Annotated in this window: 20 protein-coding genes, 1 tRNA gene and 1 pseudogene; 8 read left to right on the top strand and 14 right to left on the bottom strand. The window is 58.6% G+C overall.

Annotated features, from left to right (window positions below):
• Positions 1–7 precede the first annotated feature (7 nt).
• Together FE840_RS13370 and FE840_RS13365 are read left to right on the top strand one after the other, a co-directional pair.
• Entirely contained in the window at positions 8–679 is a 672-nt protein-coding gene (locus FE840_RS13370) for a DsbA family oxidoreductase (protein ID WP_138288641.1), read from the top strand.
• A gap of 58 nt (positions 680–737) precedes the next feature.
• Positions 738–1,673, top strand: a complete 936-nt coding sequence (locus FE840_RS13365; RefSeq protein WP_138288642.1) for a DMT family transporter — start codon at positions 738–740, stop codon at positions 1,671–1,673.
• Positions 1,674–1,691: 18 nt separating this feature from the next.
• On the opposite strand, the gene mfd is transcribed toward FE840_RS13365, so the two are convergent.
• On the bottom strand, positions 1,692–5,198 hold the full coding sequence (mfd, locus tag FE840_RS13360) for a transcription-repair coupling factor (RefSeq protein WP_138288643.1): 3,507 nt from the start codon (positions 5,196–5,198) through the stop codon (positions 1,692–1,694).
• A 4-nt stretch (positions 5,199–5,202) separates the two neighbouring features.
• Positions 5,203–5,517, bottom strand: coding sequence for an FAD assembly factor SdhE (locus tag FE840_RS13355; RefSeq protein ID WP_138288644.1), 315 nt, complete (start codon positions 5,515–5,517; stop codon positions 5,203–5,205).
• Between the two features lie 97 nt (positions 5,518–5,614).
• Between FE840_RS13355 and recG the strand changes: the two are divergent.
• Positions 5,615–7,719: pseudogene (gene recG, locus FE840_RS13350) on the top strand (ATP-dependent DNA helicase RecG).
• A 7-nt stretch (positions 7,720–7,726) separates the two neighbouring features.
• Here the strand turns inward: recG and FE840_RS13345 are convergent.
• The 9 genes from FE840_RS13345 to pcsA all read right to left on the bottom strand — a co-directional run bounded on the left by FE840_RS13345 (position 7,727) and on the right by pcsA (position 18,467).
• Positions 7,727–8,455: a DUF502 domain-containing protein gene (locus FE840_RS13345; RefSeq protein ID WP_138288646.1), complete on the bottom strand. Its 729-nt coding sequence runs from the start codon at positions 8,453–8,455 to the stop codon at positions 7,727–7,729.
• A 108-nt stretch (positions 8,456–8,563) separates the two neighbouring features.
• Positions 8,564–10,390 carry a glutamine--fructose-6-phosphate transaminase (isomerizing) gene (gene glmS / locus FE840_RS13340; protein WP_138288647.1) on the bottom strand — a complete coding sequence of 609 codons (1,827 nt, stop codon included), beginning with the start codon at positions 10,388–10,390 and terminating at the stop codon, positions 8,564–8,566.
• A gap of 134 nt (positions 10,391–10,524) precedes the next feature.
• A complete protein-coding gene (gene glmU / locus FE840_RS13335) occupies positions 10,525–11,886 on the bottom strand; it encodes a bifunctional UDP-N-acetylglucosamine diphosphorylase/glucosamine-1-phosphate N-acetyltransferase GlmU (RefSeq protein ID WP_138288648.1) in 1,362 nt (453 codons plus the stop codon).
• Positions 11,887–11,981: 95 nt separating this feature from the next.
• Complete coding sequence (locus FE840_RS13330) at positions 11,982–12,725, bottom strand: FadR/GntR family transcriptional regulator (RefSeq protein WP_138288649.1); 744 nt, start codon at positions 12,723–12,725, stop codon at positions 11,982–11,984.
• A 165-nt stretch (positions 12,726–12,890) separates the two neighbouring features.
• Positions 12,891–13,964, bottom strand: a complete 1,074-nt coding sequence (locus FE840_RS13325; protein WP_138288650.1) for a BMP family ABC transporter substrate-binding protein — start codon at positions 13,962–13,964, stop codon at positions 12,891–12,893.
• 43 nt (positions 13,965–14,007) lie between these two features.
• Positions 14,008–14,925 (bottom strand): ABC transporter permease, encoded by a 918-nt coding sequence (locus FE840_RS13320; protein ID WP_138288651.1) that lies wholly within the window; start codon positions 14,923–14,925, stop codon positions 14,008–14,010.
• Positions 14,922–16,016 (bottom strand): ABC transporter permease, encoded by a 1,095-nt coding sequence (locus tag FE840_RS13315; RefSeq protein WP_138288652.1) that lies wholly within the window; start codon positions 16,014–16,016, stop codon positions 14,922–14,924. Before FE840_RS13315 ends, FE840_RS13320 begins: the two co-directional genes overlap by 4 nt.
• Positions 16,006–17,568: an ABC transporter ATP-binding protein gene (locus FE840_RS13310; protein WP_246318773.1), complete on the bottom strand. Its 1,563-nt coding sequence runs from the start codon at positions 17,566–17,568 to the stop codon at positions 16,006–16,008. The genes FE840_RS13315 and FE840_RS13310 overlap by 11 nt, the downstream gene beginning before the upstream one ends.
• A 167-nt stretch (positions 17,569–17,735) precedes the next feature.
• Complete coding sequence (pcsA, locus tag FE840_RS13305; RefSeq protein ID WP_138288653.1) at positions 17,736–18,467, bottom strand: phosphatidylcholine synthase; 732 nt, start codon at positions 18,465–18,467, stop codon at positions 17,736–17,738.
• A gap of 191 nt (positions 18,468–18,658) precedes the next feature.
• Here pcsA and FE840_RS13300 point away from each other — a divergent pair, with 191 nt between their 5' ends.
• Positions 18,659–19,861 carry a UbiH/UbiF family hydroxylase gene (locus tag FE840_RS13300; RefSeq protein ID WP_138288654.1) on the top strand — a complete coding sequence of 401 codons (1,203 nt, stop codon included), beginning with the start codon at positions 18,659–18,661 and terminating at the stop codon, positions 19,859–19,861.
• Here the strand turns inward: FE840_RS13300 and FE840_RS13295 are convergent.
• Together FE840_RS13295 and FE840_RS13290 are read right to left on the bottom strand one after the other, a co-directional pair.
• On the bottom strand, positions 19,838–20,800 hold the full coding sequence (locus tag FE840_RS13295; RefSeq protein ID WP_138288655.1) for an AEC family transporter: 963 nt from the start codon (positions 20,798–20,800) through the stop codon (positions 19,838–19,840). The two genes, FE840_RS13300 and FE840_RS13295, sit on opposite strands and share 24 nt — an antisense overlap.
• A 41-nt stretch (positions 20,801–20,841) precedes the next feature.
• Complete coding sequence (locus FE840_RS13290; RefSeq protein ID WP_138288656.1) at positions 20,842–21,588, bottom strand: cytochrome c biogenesis CcdA family protein; 747 nt, start codon at positions 21,586–21,588, stop codon at positions 20,842–20,844.
• 187 nt (positions 21,589–21,775) lie between these two features.
• Between FE840_RS13290 and FE840_RS13285 the strand changes: the two genes are divergently transcribed.
• From FE840_RS13285 to FE840_RS13270, 4 genes are all read left to right on the top strand, one after another.
• A tRNA-Lys gene (locus tag FE840_RS13285) sits at positions 21,776–21,851 on the top strand.
• Positions 21,852–22,177: 326 nt separating this feature from the next.
• Positions 22,178–23,452, top strand: a complete 1,275-nt coding sequence (locus FE840_RS13280) for an efflux RND transporter periplasmic adaptor subunit (protein WP_138288657.1) — start codon at positions 22,178–22,180, stop codon at positions 23,450–23,452.
• Positions 23,452–24,183, top strand: coding sequence for an ABC transporter ATP-binding protein (locus FE840_RS13275; RefSeq protein WP_138288658.1), 732 nt, complete (start codon positions 23,452–23,454; stop codon positions 24,181–24,183). The genes FE840_RS13280 and FE840_RS13275 overlap by 1 nt, the downstream gene beginning before the upstream one ends.
• Entirely contained in the window at positions 24,173–25,378 is a 1,206-nt protein-coding gene (locus FE840_RS13270) for an ABC transporter permease (protein ID WP_138288659.1), read from the top strand. The genes FE840_RS13275 and FE840_RS13270 overlap by 11 nt, the downstream gene beginning before the upstream one ends.
• 84 nt (positions 25,379–25,462) lie before the next feature.
• On the opposite strand, the gene FE840_RS13265 is transcribed toward FE840_RS13270, so the two are convergent.
• On the bottom strand, positions 25,463–26,356 hold the full coding sequence (locus tag FE840_RS13265; protein ID WP_138288660.1) for a dihydrodipicolinate synthase family protein: 894 nt from the start codon (positions 26,354–26,356) through the stop codon (positions 25,463–25,465).
• Positions 26,357–26,381 lie beyond the last annotated feature (25 nt).

Below are 26,381 nucleotides of genomic sequence, written 5' to 3'. Positions count from 1 at the left end.
CAACACTATGGATCGCATCACCATTGACCTCGTATCAGACGTGGTCTGCCCCTGGTGCTACCTCGGCAAGGCCCGGCTGGAGCTTGCCATCGCAGAGGTTCAGGACGCAGTGAGCGTCGACATCAACTGGCGCCCCTACCAACTCAATCCCGACTATCCGCCGGAAGGAGTCGACCACCAGGTTGAACTCGCCAAGAAACTCGGCGGCAAGGACAATATGGATCGTGCACATGCGCATCTGAAGGCGCTCGGAGCCGAGGTCGGCATTGCCTTCGACTTCGAAGCGATCAAGTTGGGGCCGAACACGCTTGACGCTCATCGCCTTATTCACTGGGCCGGCCAGGAGAGCCGCGAGATGCAGTCCCGCGTTGTGGACGCTTTGTTCAAGGCCAATTTCGAAGAGGGCCGCAATATAGGCGATCCTGCAGTGCTGCTCTACATTGCAACTGGGGCCGGTCTCTCGCGCCCGGTGATCGAATCGCTGCTCGCAGGCGATGCCGATGTGAATCATGTTCTGTCAGAAGTCGATGCGGCCAAGCAGATGGGCGTCAACGGCGTTCCCTTTTTCATCTTCGACCAGCAATATGCCGTCAGCGGCGCCCAGCCGCCGGCAGAGCTTGCCAATGCGCTGCGCGAAATTGCCAAAGCGAAGGCAGAAGCGCTCCGTAATCTGAATTGACGGCCTTCGCGAACACCCGTATCCCGGTGAGGTCACCTTCTCCCCGGGATACTTCACCTTGTCAGCTGACACCACCTTCAAAGGCATCCTCCTCGCCTTCATCTGCTTTGCCGCCTATTCGTTCAGCGATGCTGCGGTAAAGCTCGTCGAGGGTCGCGTGCCGGCTTTCGAGGCCGGGTTCATCGGCAGCCTCTTTGGTTTTCTCGCCATTCCCTTTCTGATGAAGCGCGGCGACCGCTACACGGATCTGGTGCGCAGCACCAATTGGCCGCTCTGGTGGCTGCGCTTCGTCTGTGCCACGGTCGGCACCGTCGGCAGCATCATCGCCTTTACCCGGCTGTCGATGGCAGAAGCCTTCTGCCTGATCTTCCTGCTGCCCTCCTTTGCCACGATCATGTCGGTAATCTTCCTCAAGGAACAGGTCGGCATGAAGCGCTGGGCCGCCGTGGTCATTGGCTTTCTTGGCGTCCTGGTCGTGTTGAGGCCAGGATTCCGCGAACTGGAGATCGGGCATCTTGCGGCCCTGATTTCGGGCTTCGCCGGCGGCATTTCGATCGTGATCTACCGGGCGATCGGGCCACAGGAGAAAAACATCTCACTCTATGGAGCGGGGCTTCTCGGCAATGTCATCCTTTGCGGTGCGCTGTCGCTTCCCGACTTCCACATGCCATCGGCCTACGACATGGCCCTGCTCGCGGCCTTCGGCATCCTGGCCGCGGTCGGCAACATCTTCATGATGCTCGCCTCCTTCTACGCCCCGGCGGCCATCGTCGGGCCGATCCAATACAGCCAGATGCTCTGGGCGATCCTGCTCGGCTATTTCGTCTTCGGCGACAAGGTCGACTGGCCGATGGGCATCGGGATTGCGCTGATCGTCGGCTCGGGGCTGTTGACGCTGATCCGCGAGCGCAAGCGCGGTACGCCGCTTCCGCCGCCGGTGGCCGGCAAGACGGATGCGGCGCTGGCGATCAAGCCGGAAGAGCCGACCGCCTGATCACTTTGCAGCCTCCACTCAACTCGCCTTTGCCAGTTCCGCCAGCTGCGTCATCACCACCGCCGCCCCTGCCAGCCGCTTCTCCGGCGTTGGCAGGTCGCGGGTCAGGAACACCGAGTGATCCGGCCGGATCTTGGCCATCGTGCCTTGCTTGGCGATGTAGCCGACAAGCGCTGCCGGGTTCGGGAACTGCTTGCCGCGAAACTGGACGACGACGCCCTTGGGGCCCGCTTCCAGCTTCTCGACATTGGCCGTGCGGCAGAGCGCCTTGATATAGACAACCTTCAGGAGATGCTGGACCTCGATCGGCAGAGGACCGAAGCGGTCGATCAGTTCGGCGCCGAAGCCGTCAATCTCGCGGAGATCGTCGAGTTCGCCGAGGCGGCGATAGAGCGCCATGCGCAGATGCAAATCCGGCACATAGTTTTCCGGGATCATCACCGACGTCCCCACCTGGATCTGCGGCGACCAGCCGGTGTCGATGACTTCATCGATACCCTTCACCTCGGCGACCGCCTCTTCCAGCATCTGCTGGTAGAGCTCGAAGCCGACTTCCTTGATATGGCCGGACTGTTCCTCGCCGAGCAGGTTGCCGGCGCCACGGATATCCAGATCGTGGCTCGCAAGCTGGAAGCCGGCGCCCAGCGTGTCGAGCGACTGCAGCACCTTGAGACGCCGTTCAGCGCCCGCCGTCAGCACCTTGTTGACCGGCAGCGTGAGCAGCGCAAAGGCGCGGACCTTGGAGCGACCAACACGGCCACGGATTTGGTAGAGCTGGGCGAGACCAAACATGTCGGCGCGGTGGACGATCAGCGTATTGGCCGTCGGCACATCAAGGCCGGATTCGACGATGGTGGTCGAGAGCAGCACATCGTAGCGGCCTTCGTAGAAGGCGTTCATGATGTCCTCAAGCTCGCCCGCCGCCATCTGGCCATGGGCGACGGCGACCTTCAGTTCCGGCACGTTCTCGTCGAGGAACGCCTTGATGTCGGCAAGATCGGCAAGGCGCGGGCAGACATAGAAACTCTGGCCACCGCGATAATGCTCGCGCATCAGGGTTTCGCGGATCACCAGCGGATCAAAGGGCGAGATGAAGGTGCGCACCGCCATGCGGTCGACGGGCGGCGTGGTGATCAGCGAGAGTTCGCGCACGCCGGTCATGGCGAGCTGCAGGGTGCGCGGGATGGGCGTCGCCGACAGCGTCAGGACGTGCACGTCCGACTTCAGCTCCTTCAGGCGTTCCTTGTGTTTGACACCGAAATGCTGCTCTTCATCAATGATCAGCAAGCCGAGATTGGCGAAATTGACGCCCGAGCCGAGCAGCGCATGCGTCCCGACGACGATATCGGTCTTGCCGTCGGCGACTTCCTTCTTGACGAGGTTCAGTTCCTTGGTGCCGACAAGGCGTGACGCCTGCTGGACGCGGATCGGAAGCCCCCGGAAGCGTTCGGAAAAGGTCTTGTAGTGCTGGCGGGCGAGCAGCGTGGTCGGCACGACGACGGCGACCTGAATGCCGTTCATCGCCGCGATGAAGGCGGCGCGCAGCGCCACTTCCGTCTTGCCGAAACCAACATCGCCGCAGATCAGGCGGTCCATCGGGCGGCCCTGGCCGAGGTCGGAGCGGACGGCCTCGATGGCGTTTTCCTGATCTTCCGTCTCGTCATAGGGGAAACGGGCGGCAAACTCGTCGTAAAGGCCTTCCTGGGTGGTCAGCACCGGGGCCGACCGGGTCATGCGCTCGGCAGCGATCTTGATCAGCGCGCCGGCCATGTCGAGCAGGCGCTTCTTGAGCTTGGCCTTGCGCATCTGCCATGCGCCGCCGCCCAGCTTGTCGAGCTGTACTTCTGTCGCCTCGCCGCCGTAGCGGGAGAGGAGATCGATGTTTTCGACCGGCAGGAAGAGCTTCGCGTCGTCGGCATATTGCAGTTCAAGGCAGGCATGCGGCGCGCCTGCGGCTTCGATGGTCCTCAGCCCGATGAAGCGCCCGATGCCGTGCTCGGCATGCACGACAACGGAGCCCTCATCGATGCTGGCGACCTCCGAGATGAAATCGGAGGCGCGCTTGCGGCGCTTCGACCGGCGCACCATGCGATCGCCGAGAATGTCCTGCTCGCCGACAATGACCAGTTTCCCCGCCTCGAAGCCGCCTTCGAGGCTGAGGACAGCGGTGCCCGCCTCGCCAATCTTCAGCTTATCGACGTCCTTGAGAGACCCAACCGGCACGAGCCGCTCCAGGCCATGCTCGTTCAGAACCTGCAACAGTCGGTCGAGCGAGCCTTCCGACCAGCCGGAGACAATGACCTTCGAGCCCATCGCGCGCTTGTCGGCGACGTATTTGACCGCCTGCTCGAACACATTGATGCGCGCGTCGGCCTCGCTAGCATCGTTGGCGGTCTTTGCCCAGCGCGGGGTGGGACGCGCATCGACTTCGATGACAAGACGGCTTTCCCCGCCATGCTCGGCAAAGGGGGTGATACGCACAGGATCAAAGGCATCGAGCGCCCGCCCAAACTCGGCAGCACCAAGATAGAGGCGCTCCGGCGGCACCGGCTTGTAGGGCGTGCCCTGGGCGAGATGCCCCTTGCCCGGTGTCGCCGAGTTGAGGCGTGCCTCGTAATAGTCGCGGATCAGCTTGGCGCGTTCTTCCGCTGCCTCACGCACGGTATGGTCGGTGACCATACGGAAGCCACGCAGATAGTCGAACGTCGTCTCCAGCTTGTCGTAGAACATCGGGAGCCAATGCTCCATCCCGGCATAGCGACGTCCTTCGGAAACCGCAGCATAAAGCGCATCGTCCCGCGTTGCGGCACCAAAGAGCGAGAGATAGTTCTTGCGAAACCGGCTGATGGTCTCCGGCGTCAGTGTCACCTCGCTCATTGGATTGAGGTCGAGCGAACGCACCTGACCGATGGTGCGCTGACTTGCCGGATCGAAGGAGCGGATGCTTTCGAGCGTATCGCCGAAGAAATCGAGGCGAACGGGTTCTTCCGATCCGGGCACGAAAACATCGAGGATGCCGCCGCGGACGGCAAATTCACCGACCTCGCGCACAGTGGCAACCCGGTCAAAACCGTTACGCTCCAGCCGCGCGGCAATGTCGTCCATGCGCACCTGATTGCCCGGTTTTGCAGAGAATCCGAGGCTGTCGATCACATCTGCCGGTGCTACCTTCTGCAGCATGGCGTTGACGGTCACCAGGACGATCGCCGGATGCGGATTTAGGTATAGCGCAATTAAACCAGACAGTGCCGCCAATCGCCGGGCCGAAACATCGGCAGAGGGCGAAACACGGTCATACGGCAAACAGTCCCAGGCCGGCAGAGTCAGGACCGGAATGTCGGGCGCAGCAAAGCCCAGCGTCTGTTCGATGTTCTGCAGCCGCTGGCCGTCCGACACGACATAGGCAACGGGTTTGCCCTCGCGAGCAAGTTCGGCGAGGATGAAGGCATCCATGCCGTCGGGCACATGGGAGAGCGTCAGGGCCGATTGTGCGCCGACAATGCGCTTCACATCGATCAGAGGCATGGGATCAGGACTTCGTCAGGCTCTCAGGAGTGACCGGTGAGAAATCGGGGCGATGGCCCGCGATCTTCAGAAACAGGGGCGTGTTGAACCGTTCTGGGATCGGCGCGGCGCCGGTAACCCACTTGACCAGATCATTGTCCTCTTCTGCCATAATCAGTTCGAGTTCAGCCAACTGCTCATCGCTCAGATCCGCAATCTCCGCCTCGCAGAACTGCCCGAGCATCAAATCCATCTCCCGAATTCCGCGATGCCAGCAGCGAAAAAGAATACGACGCCGGCGCGGATCAAGGTCGGCGCTGGTGCGGGTCAATCCGGTCATTCAAGCCATCCTTTGCTGTTGATGGGCCTCTATAGAACTAAGTCGGTGAAATGTCAGCTTGCCAAGGCTGCATTTTGCAAGGCATTTTGCCACTACCATGCGCCCTGCCCTGCTTGATCCCCTCTTTGCATCTGTCTCTTCCCTTTCCGGGGTCGGCCCCAAGCTTGCCCAGTTGCTGGCCACGCTGCTTGGGCGAGAGGACGCAGAGGATGCCCGTGTCGTGGATCTTCTGTTTCTCGCGCCCCATCGCCTGATTGACCGTCGACACCAGCCGGGCATTGCACTGGCCCCGCAAGGAGCCCTCGTGACGGTGACGGGCCGGGTCGACCGGCATCAGCCACCGCCGAAAGGCAATAACAGCCAGCCTTACCGTGTCTTCCTGCATGACGAGACGGGGGAACTGGCGCTCACCTTCTTCCGCGTCAAGGGCAACTGGCTGGAAAAGGCACTGCCTGTCGATGAAACCGTCATGGTTTCAGGCAAGGTAGACTGGTTCAACGGACGCGCCTCGATGGTGCATCCGGACTTGATGGTGAAGGCAAGCGAGGCGGAGAACCTGCCGCTTGTCGAGCCGGTCTATCCGCTGACGGCGGGACTCTCGCCAAAACTGCTGCGCAAGTGCATCGAATCTGCCATCGCCCGCGTACCGTCGCTGAGCGAATGGGCGGATTCTACGCTGGTTCAGCGTCAAGGCTTTGCCTCTGTCCGCGCCAGTATCGAGGCGCTTCACCATCCGCGCGACGAGAAGGATATCGATCCACAGGCTCCGGCAAGACGCCGGCTCGCCTACGATGAGTTTCTGGCCGGCCAGGTGTCGCTTGCGCTGGTTCGTCAGAAGCTGAGACGGGTACCGGGTGTTCCGGTCAAACCGACCGGCGAGATCAGCAGCAAGATCCGCGTCACCCTGCCCTTCACGCCTACAGATAGCCAACTGGCGGCGATCGACGATATCCTCAAGGACATGGCGTCTGATCAGCGCATGCTGCGGCTGGTCCAAGGCGATGTCGGTGCCGGCAAGACGCTGGTAGCGCTGTTTGCCATGGCGGCTGCCGTCGAGGCGGGCGGACAGGCCGTGCTGATGGCGCCGACGGAAATCCTGGCGCGGCAGCATCATGCAACGCTTGCCAAGCTTGGGGCTCCGGCAGGCCTTAAGATCGACGTGCTGACCGGACGAACCAAAGGCAAGGAGCGCGAGGCGATCCTGGAGCGCATTGCGTCTGGCGAAGCGCAGATCGTCATCGGCACGCATGCCCTCTTCCAGGATGCCGTCAACTACAGGAACCTGACGCTCGCCGTGGTCGACGAACAGCATCGCTTCGGCGTGCACCAGCGTCTCCGGCTCACCTCAAGGGCATCTCGCCGCATATGTTGGTCATGACAGCAACGCCGATCCCGCGCACGCTGGTGCTGGCCGCCTTCGGCGACATGGATGTCTCCAAGCTCACCGAGAAGCCTGCAGGCCGCAAGCCGATCCAGACGGTAACCGTGCCGACCGAGCGCGTGCCCGATGTCATCGAGCGGCTGAGGGCCGCGATCGCGGAGGGCAAGAAAGCCTACTGGATCTGCCCGTTGGTCGAGGAAACCGAAGAAAGCGAGCTGATGTCGGCCGAGGAGCGGCAGGCGGTTCTGGCGCAGTTCATCAAGGCGCCGATCGGGCTCGTGCATGGGCGTATGGCGGGGCCGGAGAAGGATGCCGCCATGCTCGCTTTCAAGAGTGGCGAGACGCGGCTACTGGTCGCCACCACCGTAGTCGAAGTCGGCGTCGATGTGCCCGATGCGACGATCATGGTGATCGAACATGCCGAACGATTCGGTCTTGCGCAGTTGCACCAGTTGCGCGGGCGCGTCGGTCGTGGCGACGAGGCCTCAAGCTGCATCCTGCTCTACAAGGGACCGCTTGGCGAGACCGGCAAGGCGCGGCTGTCGATCCTGCGCGATTCGGAGGACGGTTTCCTGATCGCCGAAGAGGATCTGAAGCTGCGCGGCGAAGGCGAGCTTCTCGGCACCCGCCAGTCCGGCACACCAGGCTTCAAGGTTGCCAGCCTGGAACACCACGGCGACCTCCTGGAAATCGCGCGCAAGGACGCTGCCTATCTTCTGGAGCGCGATCCAGACCTGAAGAGTGAACGCGGCGAAGCCGTCCGCACTTTGCTCTATCTTCATCGGAGAGATGAGGCGATCCGTTTCCTGCACGCAGGTTAGGCGAGGATTATCGTTTCACTGCGGCTCTTTGTGGTTCAACCGTGTCGCTGAGTGGCAAGTCCTTGAAGGCCGCCATGGCGCCCTCGGGGCTCGGCTTGTATTCGGGGGTCACCAGCCCGGCTGAGATCAGCAGTTTCACGCCTTCTTCGGGCGACATGTCGAGGAGCTTCAGTTTGCTGCGGGCCACGAACATCAGGAAGCCCGCTGTCGGAACAGGGGTTGGGGCCAGGAAAACCGCAACCATTTCCTCACCGGCTTCGTTGAGCTTTGCAGCAATCTCACCCTTCGCGTCAGTCGACACAAAGACCATCGCCCAGGTTCCCGGATGGGGAAATTCGATCAGGCCGACTTTCTTGAAGGAGGATGACTGCTCTTTCAGCACCGTTTCAAAGATCTGCTTGGTGCTCTTGTAGACCGTCCGCACGAGCGGCATGCGATGCAAGACCGATTCGCCATAGGAGACGATCGAGCGCCCGATGAGGTTCTTCCCGAGAAAGCCGACCATCGTGATGACAATCAGGGCTATCAGCAAGCCCGTTCCCGGTATGGCGAACTGCAGATAGTTTTCCGGATTGTAGCGGGTCGGAATATATGGCTTTACCCAGCTATCTGCCCAGCGGATAAAACTCCATGTGAGCCAGATCGTGATGGCCAGCGGCGCGCAGATGATCAGTCCGGTCAGAAAATTGTTCCTGAGCCGCGCCGCGATCGATATCCGATCCGTGTTTTCCGTCATAAGCCGCCACGTGTGTGCAGTGCAAAAGATTCCTCTTCTTGGACAATGCCCAAGCTGGCCACACTACGCAATCCCCACTTTCCGGCAATTGGCCCAGGACGATGAAACCTATTCCACAGTGACGGATTTTGCGAGGTTGCGCGGCTGATCGACATCCGTACCCATGAAGACCGCCGTATGATAGGCCAAAAGCTGGATCGGGATTGAGAACACCATCGGCGAGATCAGCTCCGCAACCTCTGGCAGAACTATGGTTGCCATAGTTTCCAACTTCGACGCGGCTGCCCCTTTGTCGTCGGTGATGAAGATGATCCGGCCTCCGCGGGCCGCGACCTCCTGCATGTTCGAAACAGTCTTCTCGAAGAAGCGGTCATGCGGTGCAATGACGATCACCGGCATGTTCTCATCAATGAGAGCGATTGGCCCATGCTTCAGTTCGCCGGCTGCATAGCCCTCTGCGTGAATATAAGAGATTTCCTTGAGTTTCAGCGCGCCTTCGAGCGCCAAAGGATAACTGGTACCACGCCCCAGATATAGGACATCCTTGAATTTGGACAGTTCACGCGACAGCGCTTCGATCTGCGGCTGCACCGCATTCAGAACCTGGCTCATAATACGCGGCATTTCCGCAAGATGGCGGACGAGTTGCCTTTCATCCGCCTCGGTCAGTGTGCCTCGCGCTCGACCAGCGGCAATTGCAAGAGATGCCAGAACTGCAAGCTGGCAGGTGAAGGCCTTGGTCGATGCGACGCCAATCTCAGGACCGGCAAGGATCGGGAAGACTGCATCCGCTTCGCGGGCAATTGTCGATTCCTTCACGTTGACGACCGCGCCGATCTTCAGACCGTTGTCGCGGCAGTAGCGCAGCGAAGCGAGAGTGTCCGCGGTTTCTCCGGATTGCGAGATAAAGAGTGCTGCCTGGTCCGGCGAGAGCGGCATCTCGCGATAGCGAAACTCGGACGCTACGTCGATCTCGACCGGCAGGCGGGCATAGCGCTCGAACCAGTATTTGCCAACGAGACCGGCCAGATAGGCCGTCCCGCAGGCAGAAATCGCCAATCCCCTGAGTTTGGAGAAATCGAGATCGTCAACCACTGGCTTCACCGCGTGATTGGCGAAGTCGATGTAATGCGACAGCGCGTGGCTGATGACCTCCGGCTGCTCGTAAATCTCCTTTTCCATGAAATGGCGATGATTGCCCTTGTCGATCATATAGGCCGTGGCCGAAGAGATCTGGACCGGGCGTTCAACCGGATTTCCGGCGAGATCAAAGATATGGGCACCAGCCTTCCCGATCACGGCCCAATCACCGTCGTGCAGATAGGTAATCCGGTTCGTGAAAGGTGAAAGCGCTATGGCGTCCGAACCGAGGAACATCTCTCCGTCACCATAGCCTATAGCCAATGGCGGGCCCGAGCGTGCGGCCATGATCGTTGACGGGTCGTCGTTGAAGATAACGGCAAGGGCATAGGCACCGGTCACAGATTGAAGCATCTTGTGCATCGCTTCGCGGCGACCATGCCCCTCCCGCCGATACTTTGCCAGAAGCTGTGCCACCACCTCGGTATCGGTCTGGGTGATGAAGTTCGCGCCTTCGGCGATGAGAGCTTCCTTGATCTCGGCAAAGTTCTCGATGATGCCATTATGGACAACGGCAACGCCATCAACAAAATGCGGGTGCGCATTGGTTTCATTCGGCACGCCATGCGTTGCCCAACGGGTATGCGCAATCCCGATATCACCTGGCAAAGGCTCAGCCGCCAGTCTTGTCTCCAGATTGAAGAGCTTCCCCTCCGCGCGGCGGCGGTCAAGGTGACTGTCGTGGATCGTTGCAACGCCAGCTGAATCATAGCCGCGGTATTCGAGCCGCTTCAGTGCCTCGACAAGGCGCTCCGCCACCGGCTTGTTACCGACGATGCCGACAATACCGCACATGAGATTCTCCGTTCCAAGTCCAAGTTGGCGACAGTCCTAGCGTTTCTGCGGACAAGCGCAATCACATGCATGGTCAATTTGCGTTTCGTTTCGTAACGCAATGCCGCAATGCAAAAGACGCTAGAGTGACGAGATCAGGACTTTGAACCTTTTGCGGCCTTGATGGCCTGATTTCGCTCGCGGACAACCTTCGCCCTTCCCGGCTTCAACTCCTGACGCGCACGTCCAAAGGCGGCGGCATCGGCAGGAACATCGGTCGTGATGACGCTGCCCGAGGCGATCAAGGCGCCATCGCCGATTGAGACTGGCGCCACCAGAGACGAATTCGAACCGATGAAAGCACCTTTGCCGATATGGGTCTCGTGCTTATTGTAGCCATCATAGTTGCAGGTGATCGTTCCTGCCCCGATATTGGTCTCGGCACCGATGGTCGCATCGCCGATGTAAGTCAGATGGTTGACCTTCGCACCCTTGCCAATCTCAGCCTTCTTGACCTCACAGAAATTCCCGACCTTGGCGCCTTCAGCGAGATTGGCTCCCGGGCGCAAACGGGCAAACGGTCCAACTGTTGCTCCGGCTGCAACATGTGCACCCTCGATATGCGAGAAAGCGTGGACGACCGCCCCTCCTTCTATTTTCACACCGGGACCGAATACGACATTCGGCTCGATCAAGGCGTCCTGTCCGATTTCCGTATCATGACTCAGGAAGACAGTTTCCGGGGCAATCATGGTCACGCCCGACAGCATCAGTTCGTGGCGTCGCCGCTTTTGCCAGAGCTCTTCGATCTGGGCGAGTTCAGCGCGGTTGTTGCACCCCGTCAATTCGCTTTCGGGCGCGTCGACTGCGACCGCGCGACCGCCAAGCGAACGGGCGATCTCGACAAGATCCGTGAGATAATACTCACCCTTGGCATTCTTGTTTTCGATGCGACCCAGAAGATCAAGCGCCTTGCGTCCGTTGATTGCCATTAGCCCGCTGTTGCACCACGTGACTGCACGCTCGAGGTCGGTGGCGTCCTTTTCTTCCCGGATGGCAACAAGCTCGCCGTTTTCCACGAGAAGGCGACCATATCCAGTCGGCCTTGCGGTTTGAAAACCAATCACCGCAACGTCAGCACCTTCGGCAAGTGCGTCTCTGGCGGCGATCAACGGTGCTGACGTGATCAGCGGTACATCCCCATAGGCGACAAGGATCTGATCAAAGCCGCGGGCGATGATGTCCTTGGCCATCAGGACGGCATGGCCTGTACCCAAACGTTCCTTCTGCATGACGCCGGTCACGGACAAGTCAGGGCGTCGCGCCGCCGCTTCAACCTTCTCGGCATCACGACCCAACACCAGGGCCACGTCAGAAATGCCGGACGCAGCGATGGACGCCATTACATGGGCAATCATCGGACGTCCGGCTACAGGATGAAGGACCTTCGACATGGAAGACTTCATTCTGGTGCTATCGCCAGCAGCAAGGATGACGGCGAGACATGTCGGTTCCATAGAGGCTCCCTCGGTGCAAGATGTGGAGCTTGCCTAGCGAGGCAGACGCAACGACGCAAGGCCCCGCGCTCACAAGAATGGCAGCAAGACTGTGCTCAAGTGCGGGCTTCCAAGGCCAGCAGCGCGCGCTCTCGTCCCATCTCGATGACCCGGTGGGTGGCTTCTCTTGCGCCTGCTGGGTCGCGTGCGTCAATAGCGTCAACGATCAGCATATGGGCGTCGCGGACCAATTCATAACGACCCGGGCTGTTGAGAGTAGAGGTAACCTGGAACGCACCCTCAAGCGCAACCACGACGAAATCTGACATGCTGCGAATGAAAATATTGCCCGACATGATCAGTAGCTGGAGATGAAATCGCAAATCGGCCTGGACATGGGACGCGAGGTCGAACTGGGGATCGCCGAGGGCTTCGGCCAGGCGTCGAAGTTCCACGCGCTGTTCGTCGGTTGCCTTCCGGGCGGCAAATTCTGCACCAGCCGGTTCGAGGACGAGGCGGCCATCATAGAGATGGTGGATGAATTCCGGGGAGACACCTGCCATGAAGTGCCAGCGCAACACATCGGCATCCAGCATGTTCCAGCTCTTACGCGGTGTAACCTTTGTACCAATGCGCGATTTCGGTACGATCATCCGCTTTGCCGCGAGTGTCTTCATCACCTCACGCAGGACCGATCGAGACACGCCATAGCGATATTCCAGTTCGGCGTCGCCGGGCAAAGCCTCACCGGTGGGAAAGCGGCCTGATACGATCGCAGAACCGATTTGCTCCACGACCTTGGAATGGCTGGTGCGTAACTTGACAGCCCGTTCCTCCAGCTTCGCTTGCGCATCCTTCATGCAGTTCCCCCTGCCGGCATAACGACTCGCCACACGAACACTAATTATATGCGCGGATAGCCGTCGGGAAGTGAGAACATGCATATTTTCGAATGATCGCCCGCATCGAAAAAGGGGAGCTGAGCCCCCCTTTTTCTTGTCAATGACTGGGCTGGAAATCCAGATTTATTGCGGGAGCTTGTCGTCCACGCCTTCAATATAGAAGTTCATGCCAAGGATAGTGCCGTCGTCAGCGGATTCGCCGGCTGCGAGCCAAACAGTGCCATCCTGTTTGTTGATCGGGCCGGTAAAGGGCTTCAACTCGCCGGACTTGATTTTGGCTTCGGTTTCCATGGCCATGGCCTTAACGTCATCCGGCATGTTCGTGTAGGGGGCCATCGAGAGAATGCCGTCAACAAGACCATCAAATGTTTGCTGCGATGTCCAGGTGCCGTCCATCATCGCCTGAACGCGCTTGATGTAATACGGAGCCCAGGTGTCCAGAATGGAGCTCAATTGCGACGTCGGTCCTGCGGCGATCATGTCAGATGCCTGGCCGAAGGCCTTGATGCCACGCTCTTCTGCAACCTGCATCGGCGCGGTCGTATCGGTGTGCTGGGTCAGAATGTCAACGCCCTGATCGATCAGAGCCTTTGCGGCATCGGCTTCCTTGCCGGGATCGAACCAGGTATTGACCCAGATGACCTTCAGCTGGAAGTCCGGGTTGACCGTTCGAGCACCATGCAAGAAGGCATTGATGCCAGCAACCACTTCCGGAATCGGGAAGGAGGCAATGTAACCGGCAACGCCCTTATCCGACACCTTGCCGGCGATCTGGCCATTGATGAACCGGCCTTCGTAGAAGCGCGAGTTGTAGGTTGCGACGTTCGCCGCAGTCTTATAGCCCGTTGCGTGTTCGAACTTCACATCCGGAAACTTTTCGGCGACCTTCAGCGTGGCGTCCATGAAGCCGAATGAGGTGGTGAACACCATTGCGCAGCCGGAACGAGCCATGCGCTCGATGGCGCGCTCGGCGTCAGGACCTTCCGGCACATTCTCAAGGAATGGCGTCTCGATCTTATTGCCGAAATGAGCCTGGAGTTCCTGCCGGGCGATGTCATGTGCCTGTGTCCAGCCGCCGTCCGTCTTCGAGCCGACATAGACAAAGCAGATTTTGGTTGGGTCCTGGGCCATGGCCGGTGCGGCGACACCGATCATGGCTGCGGCGGAGGCCGCAAGTACAAGGAGGAAGTTCTTCATTGGATACCCCTGTCTGGTTAGGTTGAAGCCTGATGTTGTGTTTTTATCGATCCGGCACGAATGGTTTGCCCAGGCATGCCGGAGTATTGATCAAGGTGGTACGGCGATTGTGCGAGATGATGATCAGCACGACAATGGTCGCCGCGTAGGGAAGTGCGGAAAGGAATTGTGAGGGCAGGCCAATTCCCAGCGCCTGCGCATGCAACTGGCCAATCGTGACTGCGCCGAAAAGATAGCCCCCTGCGAGCAGACGCCACGGGCGCCAAGCCGCGAAGACGACCAGCGCAAGGGCAATCCATCCCCGTCCACCGGACATGTTTTCCACCCATTGGGGGGTGTAGACAAGCGAAAGCTGTGCGCCAGCCAGACCGGCACAGGCTCCGCCAAACATCACAGCCAGATAGCGCGTGCGCAAGACCGGGATGCCCAACGTATGGGCCGAGCCGTGATTGTCGCCAATGGCTCTCAACCTCAGTCCTGCCCTGCTCCTGAACAGGAACCAGTTCACTCCAACGACCAGGGCAATCGACAGATAGAAGAAGATGTCCTGATTGAAGAGAAGAGGTCCAAGGAATGGAATTTCGGACAGGAGCGGTATCGCGATCGGTTGCATCTTGACGCCGGGAACACCGACAAAGCTTTCCCCCAACATCCCCGACACACCGAGGCCGAGAATTGTCAAGGCAAGGCCGGTAGCGACCTGATTGGCCACCAGCGAGAGGGTCAGAAAGCCGAAAAGCAACGAGAACAATGCACCAGTTGCAACGCCAACCAGAAGTCCGAGATAGGGGGTTCCAGTCCATTGCGTCGCGATGAAGGCGCAGACGGCACCGATAATCATCATTCCTTCCACGCCAAGGTTCAGCACGCCGGCGCGCTCGCTGACGAGTTCACCGACGGCCGCGATGACAAGCGGGGTAGAGGCGGTAATGACTGTCAGGAGGATGGCCTCAACGATCATGGCGTACCCCTCCCCGTCGCGTTGCCAATCTGCTCGCGGATGATCCGTATCCTGTAATGGATCAGCGTGTCACAGGAGAGGACGAAAAACAGCAGCAAACCCTGGAAGACACGCGTGACCTTGTCCGAAACGCCGATCGACAATTGCGCCGCCTCTCCCCCAAGGTAAGTCAGGGCCAGCACGAAACCAGCTGCGATGATGCCAAGAGGATTCAAACGTCCGAGGAAGGCTACGATAATGGCGGTGAAGCCGTAACCCGGAGAAATGGATGGCTGCAGATGGCCGATCGAACCCGATACTTCCGATATCCCGGCCAGACCAGCAAGGGCGCCGGAGAACATCAGCGAAAACCACACCATCTTGCGGGATGAGAAGCCGGCAAAGCGCCCGGCCCGCTCCGATTGACCAAGCACGGTCACCTGGAAACCCTTCACGGTGTATCGCATCATGAACCAGACGGCGATGGCGGCAACAATTGCAAACACGATGCCGAGATGAGCCCGACCGGATTCCAGCACTTCCGGTAGCACGGCTTCAGGCACAAAAGAGCGCGACTGAGGAAAATTGAAGCCGCCCGGATCACGCCAGATACCGCGCGTCAACCAGTCGAGGAACAGTTGTGCGATGTAGACCAGCATCAAACTGGTCAGGATTTCATTTGTATTGAAGCGCGTTTTCAAGAGGGCCGGGATTGCCGCATAGGCAGCTCCTCCCAAGGCTCCCATGATCATCATGAGCGGCAGAAGGAGTGGCGAGTTCCATTCATAGAACGTAATCGGCAGGATGGAGCCAACAATGGCACCGACTACAAACTGACCTTCTGCACCAATGTTCCAGTTGTTTGATCGATAGCAGACCGAAAGGCCAACAGCGATCAAGATGAGGGGCGCCGCTTTGATCGCCAGTTCATGCAGGGACCATACTTCCAGAAGAGGCTCTATGAAAAAGCTGTAGAGCGCTGAAATCGGGTCCTTGCCGAGGAACATGAACATGATCCCGCCAAAGAGCAGGGTAAGCGCCAGAGCAAGAAGCGGCGACACGATTGAAAACAGGCCTGAAGTCTGAGCACGACGTTCCAGTTCAATGCGCATGAGCGGTCTCCAAGCCATGCAGGCCACCCATGAGAATGCCCAGACGCTCGCGGGTCATGGTTTCGGCGGGATATGCTTCAGAAAGCCGACCTTCTGAAATCGCTGCGATGCGCGTCGCAATCTCGAAGATCTCATCCAGATCCTGACTGATCACGACCACGGCCGACCCCGCGCTGGCAAGGTCAACGAGCGCCTGTCGAATGCGGCTGGCAGCACCGGCGTCGACGCCCCATGTCGGTTGATTGACGACCAGCACTGTTGGCTGGCGGTCCAGTTCACGACCGACAATGAACTTCTGCAGATTGCCGCCGGAAAGCGATCCTGCCGGAGGATCCTCACCGCTTTTTCGAACGTCCATCAATTCGGCAATTCGTCTTGCCGCCTTTCGAACCAGGCTGTGGCGAATTACGCCCAGCTTGCCGCCCGTGACATAGGCGCTGCGATCGGAGGTGTTGCGCGACAGAAAAAGATTTTCCGAGAGTGTCAGAGTGGTGACAGCACCATGTCCGTGGCGTTCTTCTGGGACGAAGCCGGCACCGAGCAGTCGTCTTCCATTGATCCCGAGACGGCCCACCGCCTGACCGCGGATGCGAATTTTCTCATTATCTTCAACCGGATATTCTCCGGACAGGGTATCAAAAAGTTCGCTTTGACCGTTGCCCGCCACGCCGGCGATCGCGAGAACCTCCCCGGCCTTGACCGAGAGGGAAACATCCTTCAGCGCCATGGCGAAAGGTGAGCGTGGGCTGACCGATAACCCGGTCACTTCAAGCTGGACCACGCTCTCTTGCGAAGGCGGAGGACGTTTTACACTGTCCACTTCAGCCCCGACCATCATGCGGGCCAGTGAAGCGGGCGTTTCATGGCGAGGGTCGCAGGAGCCCGTCACCTTTCCGTGCCGCAGAACCGTTGCGCGATCACATATCCTCTGAACTTCTTCAAGCCGATGACTGATATAGAGGACAGAACGCCCCTCCTCCTTCAGCTTGAACAGCGTCTCGAAAAGCCTGTCCGCTTCCTGCGGGGTCAAAACGGATGTCGGCTCATCCAAAATAATCAGCTTGGGATTTTGCAGCAGGGCACGGACGATCTCAATCCGCTGTCGCTCGCCGACGGAGAGATCTGCCACGTGCGCATAAGGATCAAGCGGCAAGCCATAGGCGCGCGAGAGTTCTGCCGCTTTCTCGGCGAGATCGGCCATGGAAATTTTTTCGTCGAGGGACAGGGCAATGTTTTCCGCGACCGTCAGCGCATCAAACAAAGAGAAATGCTGGAAGACCATACCGATGCCAAGCGAGCGCGCGGCTGCGGGATTTGCAATCGATACCGTGTTGGCCAGCCAAGCTATAGAACCCTCGGAGGGCGCGAGGATGCCAAACAACATTTTGACAAGTGTCGACTTGCCAGCACCGTTTTCGCCAAGAAGCGCGTGAATTTCACCTTGCGCTATGTCGAGGTCGATTCGATCACAGGCCGTGAACGAACCAAACACCTTACTCAAACCGTGCACGGACAACAGTGGCAAACCGCCAACTGAACTGTCTGGTGTCACGCAATCCCCCTTTAACTCATCAACAGACCTACATGGCAGGCACGCGCATAATTCATAACCACTTTGCCGCGTCGCACAATATATAGGCAGCGCTTTTTTTAGTTATCCGCTACTTCTTCTGGCGCCTAATCTGACAGCAATTTCCGACATCGCCAAATTGCAATCGGTCAAACTGCCTTCTGTCCAAGCTTGGGGAAGAGTTGCATGACCGCACCGATGGCATAGAGGTATATCGAAGAAAGGATCATGCCCACGACCACCCAGGATGGCGTCTCGAAATGCAGCAAAAGTGCATAGCCGCCCAGTGCACACCACACGAGGAAAATACCGAGATTGAGTTTTCGTAGTCGCTTAACGCGGACCGGGTGTAGGAAGTTTATCGGAAGGAAAGTGAATACCACTGACACTAGCACGACAACAAAGGCCGTCACTTCACTGGCATCAATAACAAAAAGCGTGAAAACGAGCATATTCCAGACAACCGGAAAGCCCGAGAAGAAATACTCATCCGTCTTCATGCCCATATCTGCATAGTAAATGGCACTGGATACCACAATCAGACCTGCAGCGACGAAAGACCACCCTTCCCCGATCATGCCGCTTTGATAGAGAGCAAAGGCCGGAAGCAGGACATATGTTACATAGTCGATAATGTTATCGAGAGTATCGCCGGACCAGTTCGGTAGAACCTCTTTTACCCGCACCTTGCGTGCAATTGGACCGTCTATGCCATCTACCAAGAGTGCCAGCCCCAACCACCAGAACATGTCAACGAACTGCTTTTCTGCTGCGGCGACCACGCCAAGAAAGGCCAGGAATGAGCCGGATGCCGTTAGGATATGAACCGAAAAGGCCCGTATTTCCGCATAGGGCACCCGCCGATAGTTGAAGATTTTCATCCGCGCTCCACGCTAATCCATCCCAGCAGATCGGGTATCCGACGAAAACGGGACATTTGCAACCTCGCGCCACCTCTGCCCGACCGTTTTCCCGATGCGATCACTGTCAACCGGGCCTGCGCCAAATGAACCCATGGATTTCCCCCAAGGCAGGCTCTAGATAGATGCCATTGGGAAACAGGGGTTTGTTCATGTCGGAGATCGATATCGCTGTTGTTGGTGCCGGGCCTGCGGGCTCCATTGCTGCGATTGCGCTGGCACGGGGTGGTCGGAAGATCGCTCTCATCGGACCGGACAACAGCGTAGCGGACAAACGCACAACGGCACTGATGTATCCGTCCCTGGAAATGCTGCAGCGTCTCGGGCTTTGGGATGCGCTTCGCCCCGCAACTGCGCCGCTGACCACCATGCAGATTATAGATGGTACGAAACGCTTGTTGCGTGCCCCCACGGTCGCGTTTCGAAGCGCCGAAATCGATCTGCCGGCTTTCGGCCACAACATACCGAATGCAGAGCTTTTGAAGGTCCTGCAGGCGGCCATCGAACGGGAACCCAACATCATCCGTTTGTCGGCGGACGCTTCGCGGATCGACATCGATGATGAAGGCGTCTTCATTGAGCTTTCGACCGGTCAAGCGGTTCAAGCCGCTTTCGTGGTCGGCGCGGATGGCAAGCGCTCGATGACAAGGGAGAGCGCGGGCGTTGGGACGCATTCGTGGTCCTATCCGCAAACGGCTGTTGTGCTGAATTTTTCGCACAGCGTTTCGCACCAGAATGTCTCAACCGAGTTTCATACAGAAACCGGCCCGTTCACGCAGGTCCCCTTGCCGGGTATGCGATCCAGCCTTGTCTGGGTGGTGACGCCACAGGAGGCGGCAGATCTGCTTGCACTTGATCGAGACAAACTCTCGCTCGCCATCGAAAAGCGCATGCAGTCCATGCTGGGCAAAGTCGACGTGGAGGATGGCGCTCAGGCATGGCCACTTTCGGGCATGACCGCGCGGCAGTATGGCAAGGGCCGGTCAGCCTTCATCGGCGAGGCCGGGCATGCCTTCCCGCCAATCGGCGCCCAGGGTCTCAATCTCAGTCTGCGCGACGTGGCAGCACTCGAGGAGGTGCTCATCGATCGCAGCGGCGTACCGATTGACGCCAAGGCCGGGGAAAGCTTCGACCGCCGACGCCGCCTCGATATCGCCAGCCGGACGGCAAGCGTCGATCTTCTCAACCGCTCGCTTCTGTCGCCATTCCTGCCAGTCCAGATGTTGCGCGCCAGCGGCCTTCAACTGCTGGCCTCCTTTGCACCCCTCAGGAATTTCGTGATGCAGGAGGGCGTGGCGCCCGGCCGGGGCTTCCGCCGGTTTCCGGACATGCTACGGAAAAAGGTCCGGCGGTAGCAGGCCGCTCTTGATCGCATATAGCACGAGCGACACGGACAGGACCGAAAGGACTGTGGTGATCATGATGGTGGCGGAGGCGCGTTCCTGCCAAACACCATATTGCTGGCCGATGACGAAGACGTTTGTTGCCGTGGGCAAGGACGCCAGCAAAACAGCGACATAGACCCAAAGCGGATCGAAATCTCCGACAAAGCTCAACACGACATAGACGAGAATCGGGTGCAGGACGAGCTTGATCGGCACGATGTAGCTGATCTCGACCGGAATCCGTTTCAATGGCCGCAATGCGAGCGTGACGCCCATGGCAAAGAGTGCGCAGGGCGCCGCCGCCTGGGCGAAATTGTCGATAAGCCTTTGCAGAGCCAGAGGCGGCTGGAACTCGATAGCTGCTGCGGCAAAGCCGACCGCTGTCGCGATGATGAACGGATGGGTGATGATCTTGCGGATCACATCCCAAGCCAGAATCAGCGGTGGTCGCTTGTCACCGCCGGCAAAGGCCATCAAGGCAGGGGCGGCGATAAAGTGCATGGCATTTTCGAAACAGAATACGAGGGCGACGGGCACAGCAGCTTCTTCGCCAAAGGCCAGAAGCGCCAGACCAGGCCCCATGTAACCGATATTGCCGTAACATGCAGCGAGAGACTGCAACGTCGATTCGGGTATGTTCGAACCTCTGATGAAACGACCAATCAGAAAAACGAAGACAAAGATCGAATAGGTCGCGGCAAGGGCGGCGGCAATGAAATCAATACGGGTGAGCTGTTCGATCGGTGTACGGGACACGAGCTTGAAGAAGAGAGCCGGCAAGGCGATGTAGATAATCAGGAAATTCAGCCAACCCAATGCATCGGCTGAGAGCTTGCCCAAACGTCCCGACACATATCCCAAAAGAATCATGCCGAAGAACGGCATAACCAGCGCAACGATGTCAGCCATCGGCGTCTCCTCAACTCCCACGCATCAATGCGCAGGCCGACTTAGCCGATTTGCGACAGGATTGGAAAGGTCTGCTGAAACCAGATTGCGAGATCCGAGATATAGCCCATCATGAATGCAAGCCCGGTGACCACCAGGAGACCACCCATCGCCTTTTCCACCAGTCCGAGATGGCGGCGGAAACGCGTGAGGAAACGCATGAAGGCGCCGGAAAAGCCGGCGGCGATCCAGAATGGAACGGCAAGTCCCAGGGAATAAATGGCAAGCAGCATGGCGCCATCTCCCACGGTTTCGCGGGCGGCGGCGACGCCCAGGATCGCGCCAAGCACCGGACCGATGCAGGGTGTCCAGCCAAAGGCAAAGGCCAAGCCCATCACATAGGCACCCGAAATGGTCGCCGGCTTGCCACCGCTTGCAAAGCGCATCTCGGAGGAGAGGAAGGCAAGACGGAACACGCCGAGGAAGTTGAGCCCCATGATGATGATGATCAGCCCGCCGATCTTGGCCAGAATATCCATATGCTGCCGCAGCAGCATGCCGATCGTGGAAGCCCCTGCCCCCAGCGCAACGAAAACAGTTGCAAAACCGAGAGTGAAGACAAGCGATGTTATGAACACGGTGCGCCTTGCATCGCGGTTGACGGCGGCGGTTCCGTCACGAAACTGGTCGACCGATATACCCGCCATGTAGCAAAGGTAAGGTGGCACCAGCGGCAAAACGCAAGGCGACAGGAATGACAGAGCGCCAGCTAGCAAGGCCGTAAAGAGGGAAATGTCTGCTATCGACAAGGGTTGCTCCGTCTGTGAATTCCGCCGCTTTCCTAGCCCTGTCGCCGCACCCTTGCCAATCACCTTTCTGTTCGTTGCGACAATTGAACAGATTTTCGCGTGAATAGGCGTGATTTTTTGGTTGACCGACCCATGGCTCCTGCCTATGTTCCGCGCACTTCCAAAGGCGGGTCAACATTCCGCGCGGGAGAGCGTAGCTCAGCCGGTAGAGCAACTGACTTTTAATCAGTAGGTCCAGGGTTCGAATCCCTGCGCTCTCACCACTAAACTTTATATTTTCAATTATTTACAAAGTCCGCTTTCGTTGATCGGACTTTCCGGCGAACCGCGAACTTTGCATGAAATGTCACTCGACCTGTGACGGATGTGCTCGGATTGGTGCTTCGAGACAATGCGCGTCGAGACTGACACGTCCACAAACGCGCCGCAATTGAGGCGTCCCAATCAAAACCTTACCAAACATTCACTTCGGTCCTTGCAGGAACTGTGACAAGGGCATCAGAGGAGAAATGGGGGCGCTTGATGCTGATCAAGCCGGATCAAGACGAGGTCAGGCATTTTGGTCCCACCGCTTGAACAGCCATGGTGATTGATTTTGCAAGCCGACCAAGAAAAACATGATCCCCTCACGAGCACCGAAGACTTGAAGGCACTGATCGGCGCCCCGCGTGCCAGGCGTTTTAAGTGGATACGGTTCTTCTTAGGGGTATGTCTGGTTGCTGCGGCAGGAGCGACATATCTGTATCTCGGCCAGGATACGACCCATGTGTACCGAAGCGAAGCCGCAAAACGTGGCGATCTGACGGTCTCTGTCACCGCGACCGGTTCGGTCGAGCCAACCGTGCGGGTGGACGTGTCCAGTGAACAGTCCGGAACTGTGCGTGAGGTCCTGGTCGATTTCAATTCACGCGTCGGCAAAGGCGATATCGTCGCGCGTCTCGACAATGCAAGATTCGAAGCGGATCTGAAGGGCGCGGAAGCTGCTTTACTGACGGCAAGAGCCAATGTCACCAAGGCGGACGCCGACATGTTGGCGGCGAAGGCTCGGTTTGAACGGCTGCAGGGGCTGGTCACCAATCGTGTGTCCAGTGAGCAGGAACTCGATTCGGCGCGGTTCACCTACCAGGCTGCCCAGGCCAGCAAGGCGGCAGCCGAGGCAAGCGTGCTCTCGGCACAAGCGACGCTGGAGCAGGCAAAACTCAACCTCTCCAAGACCGTGATCGTCTCGCCGATCGACGGAGTTATCCTGTCGCGGAATGTGGATCCGGGGGCAACGGTTGCAGCATCGCTTGAAGCCCCGACGCTGTTTACGATTGCCGGCGATCTGCGCGAGATGGAGTTGCAGGTCTCGATTGACGAAGCGGATGTGGGTCAAGTGCAGGTCGGACAGAAAGCAGAATTCACAGTTGACGCCTTCCCCGACCAGCAATTTCCCGCCAAGATCACCGCCATTCGATACGTCTCGGAAACTGTAAATGACGTCGTGACCTATAAGGGCATACTGGCCGTCCGTAATGATGATCTTTTGCTCCGCCAGGGGATGACGGCTACGGCAGACATCATCGTCCAGTCGATCACGGATGCGATCCTTATTCCCAACGCGGCGCTTCGCTATACACCGCCCACCCTGGAGATCGAGGAAGAAAGCAGTGGCTTCAGTCTGTTCGGCCCTCCCCGAACCCGTTCGATAGCACCTCCGGAACCTGTCGGAACCGAACGTACCGTCTGGCTGCTGCGCAACGATATGCCCGTGGCCATCAATATTGAGATCGGCGCGAGCGACGGTCAGAATACAGTCGTTGTCAGCGGCAATATCCAGGAGGGCGATCTGCTGATCACGGATTCGTCCGAGACAGGTCGCTGATGCAGGATGTAACGCCATCTCCTCCCCTGATCGAGTTCAGACAGATTTCGAAAACCTATGGTCGGGGAGAGGCGACGATCCGTGCGCTCGACGGCCTTGATCTTACGATCAACCGAGGCGAATTCGTTGCAATCATGGGGCCATCGGGATCAGGCAAATCGACGGCGATGAACATCCTTGGCTGTCTCGATGTGCCGACGTCTGGCACCTATCTGTTTCAAGGGCTTGATACGACAGGCTTCGACCGCTCCCAATACACATTGTTGCGGCGCCATATGCTGGGATTCGTGTTCCAGGGATTCAATCTGCTGGCCCGCACGTCCGCCGTGGAGAATGTCGAATTGCCTTTGATCTACAGGGACATGGACAGCCGTGGTCGTCGCGCCCTGGCAATGCAAGCTTTGGAACAGGTGGGGCTCGCGGGTCGGGAGAACCATACCACGCAAGAGCTGTCTGGCGGGCAGCAGCAGCGCGTCGCGATCGCACGCGCGATCGTTACCAATCCCGCCATATTGCTGGCGGACGAACCGACCGGTAATCTCGATACGAAGACGAGCCGCGAGATCATGGACCTGATCACGGCCCTCAACCACGACAAAGGCATTACCGTCATCATGGTTACCCATGAGGACGACATTGCCGCTTATGCGAAGCGCGTTCTGCGTTTTGTCGACGGACATCTTCAGTCCGATAGTATCGCCACGGGCGGGGAGAGCAGCCATGCTGTTTGAAGCCATCAAGCTCGCTTTCAGGGCGATCAGCCGCAACCTGTTGCGGTCATTCCTGACCGTGCTTGGTGTTGTGATCGGCGTTGCGGCAGTGATTGCGATGGTGACAATCGGCAATGGCACGACTGCCCAGGTAACGGCCGAAATATCCAAGCTGGGCACCAATCTCCTTTTTGTCCGCCCTGGACAATATGGACCCGGTCGCGCGGGTCTGGACGCCAAACGTTTTACGGTCCGGGATATTGAGGCAATCAAGGAACAGATCCCGGGGCTGCGCGCCGTTGCGGGGGTCAATCAGTCCAGTCAGACCGTTGTCTATGGTGGAGAAAGCCGGGCGACCAGCATTGTCGGGTCCGGTGCCGGTTACCTGATTGCCCAGAATTGGGAACTAGATCATGGCCGCAATTTCCTTCCATCTGAGGAGCGCGGCGGACAATCGGTCTGCATCATCGGCGAAACCGTTCGATCTGCGCTTTTTGGCTCGACCCCTGCAATTGATCAATCCATCCGCGTTGGCAGCATTTCCTGCAAAGTGATTGGTACCCTGATCCGCAAAGGTCAGAGCGGCATGGGCAGTGATCAGGACGATGTCGTCATCATGCCGCTCAAGGTCTTCCAACGGCGGATTAGCGGGTCTCCCGATGTTTCAAGCCTGATGCTCTCGGCAGAAGACGGCGTATCAACCGCAAAAATCCAGGGCAGTGTCGAACTGCTGCTGCGAGAACGCCGAAAAATCAGTGGTGGTCGTGAGGACGATTTCACCGTCAACGACATGACACAAATGGCCGCGACGCTGACGGGGACGACAACGCTTCTGACGGGACTTCTGGGTGCCGTCGCTGCTGTTTCGCTGCTCGTCGGAGGCATCGGCATCATGAACATCATGTTGGTGTCAGTGACCGAGCGCACACGCGAGATCGGCATTCGACTTGCCATTGGGGCGCTTGAAAAACAGGTCCTGACGCAGTTCCTGATAGAAGCTGTCACGCTTTCGGTGTTCGGCGGCGTGGTTGGGATCCTGCTCGGGCTCTCCATTGCCTATGGGGGGGTCCAGTTGATGGGTGTGCCGTTCGTCGTCAGCCCGCTGATTGTTTTCCTGGCTTTCGCGTTTTCGGCAGCCATCGGCATGATCTTTGGTTACTTCCCGGCGCGAAGAGCCGCACAAATGAATCCCATCGAAGCCTTGCGGCACGAATAGATTTCGTAAAGCCCCGGCCCCCCAGCCTTGATGAAACAAGGCGGATTCAACCTCGAACCCGCCTGGCTTCTCGTTGGACGATAATCAAAATGCCGGCAGTGTCGGACGTGTCGCAAGGGCTCTTTCGATCACTGCCACGACGCGCGCCCTATGTTCTCCTTCCAGTGGCAGGCGTGGTTCGCGGACCCGGTCATTGGAGCCGATTGCAAGCACTTCCGAGAGCTTGATCTGCTGGACAAGGAATGTAGAGACGTCGAGATCAAGCAGCGGACGGAACCATCGATAGACCGCAAGCGCTTCCTCGATACGTCCGGCCTTCACCAGTCGATAGATCGCAACCGTCTCCTTCGGAAAGGCGACGACGAGGCCTGCGACCCATCCATCCGCCCCAACAACAAGGCTTTCCAGAGCCAGATTGTCGACACCCGTAAAGACATCGAAACGCGAGCCGAAGGCGTTGATTACGTCAGTAACCCGACGCACGTCGTCGGTCGATTCCTTCATGGCAACGATCAGGTCGTTTTTGGCCAGTTCCTCGAACATCGCAATGGAGACATCCACGCCGTAGGACACCGGGTTGTTGTAGACCATCACCGGCAGCGAGCCTGCCGAAGCAACAGAGGAGATGTGGTTTAGGGTCTCGCGCGGTGAAGATTTGTAAGGAACCCCGGGCAGGATCATGAAACCATCGGCACCTGCCTTGGCGGCTGCTGCCGCCGCCGCGGCAGCTCTGCGGGTCGCACTCTCGCATATCGTCATCAGGACGGGCTTCCCGTTGGAAACCGATTTCGCGACCCGAAGAATCTCCAGTTTCTCATCCGGTTCGAGCGCCATGTTTTCGCCCAGCGACCCGCAGACGATCATGCCATCAACGCCAGCTTCAAACTGAAGCGCAAAGCAGCGTTCCATTTCTGCCAGATCAAGCCCCCCGTCGGTCGTGAACTTCGTCGTTACGGCCGGATAAACACCTTTCCACATCGCACTCTCCATCTGTGATATATCA

The organism is Peteryoungia desertarenae (genome assembly GCF_005860795.2).
Lineage (GTDB): Bacteria > Pseudomonadota > Alphaproteobacteria > Rhizobiales > Rhizobiaceae > Allorhizobium > Allorhizobium desertarenae.
This window is presented reverse-complemented; position numbering and strand designations above follow the sequence as displayed.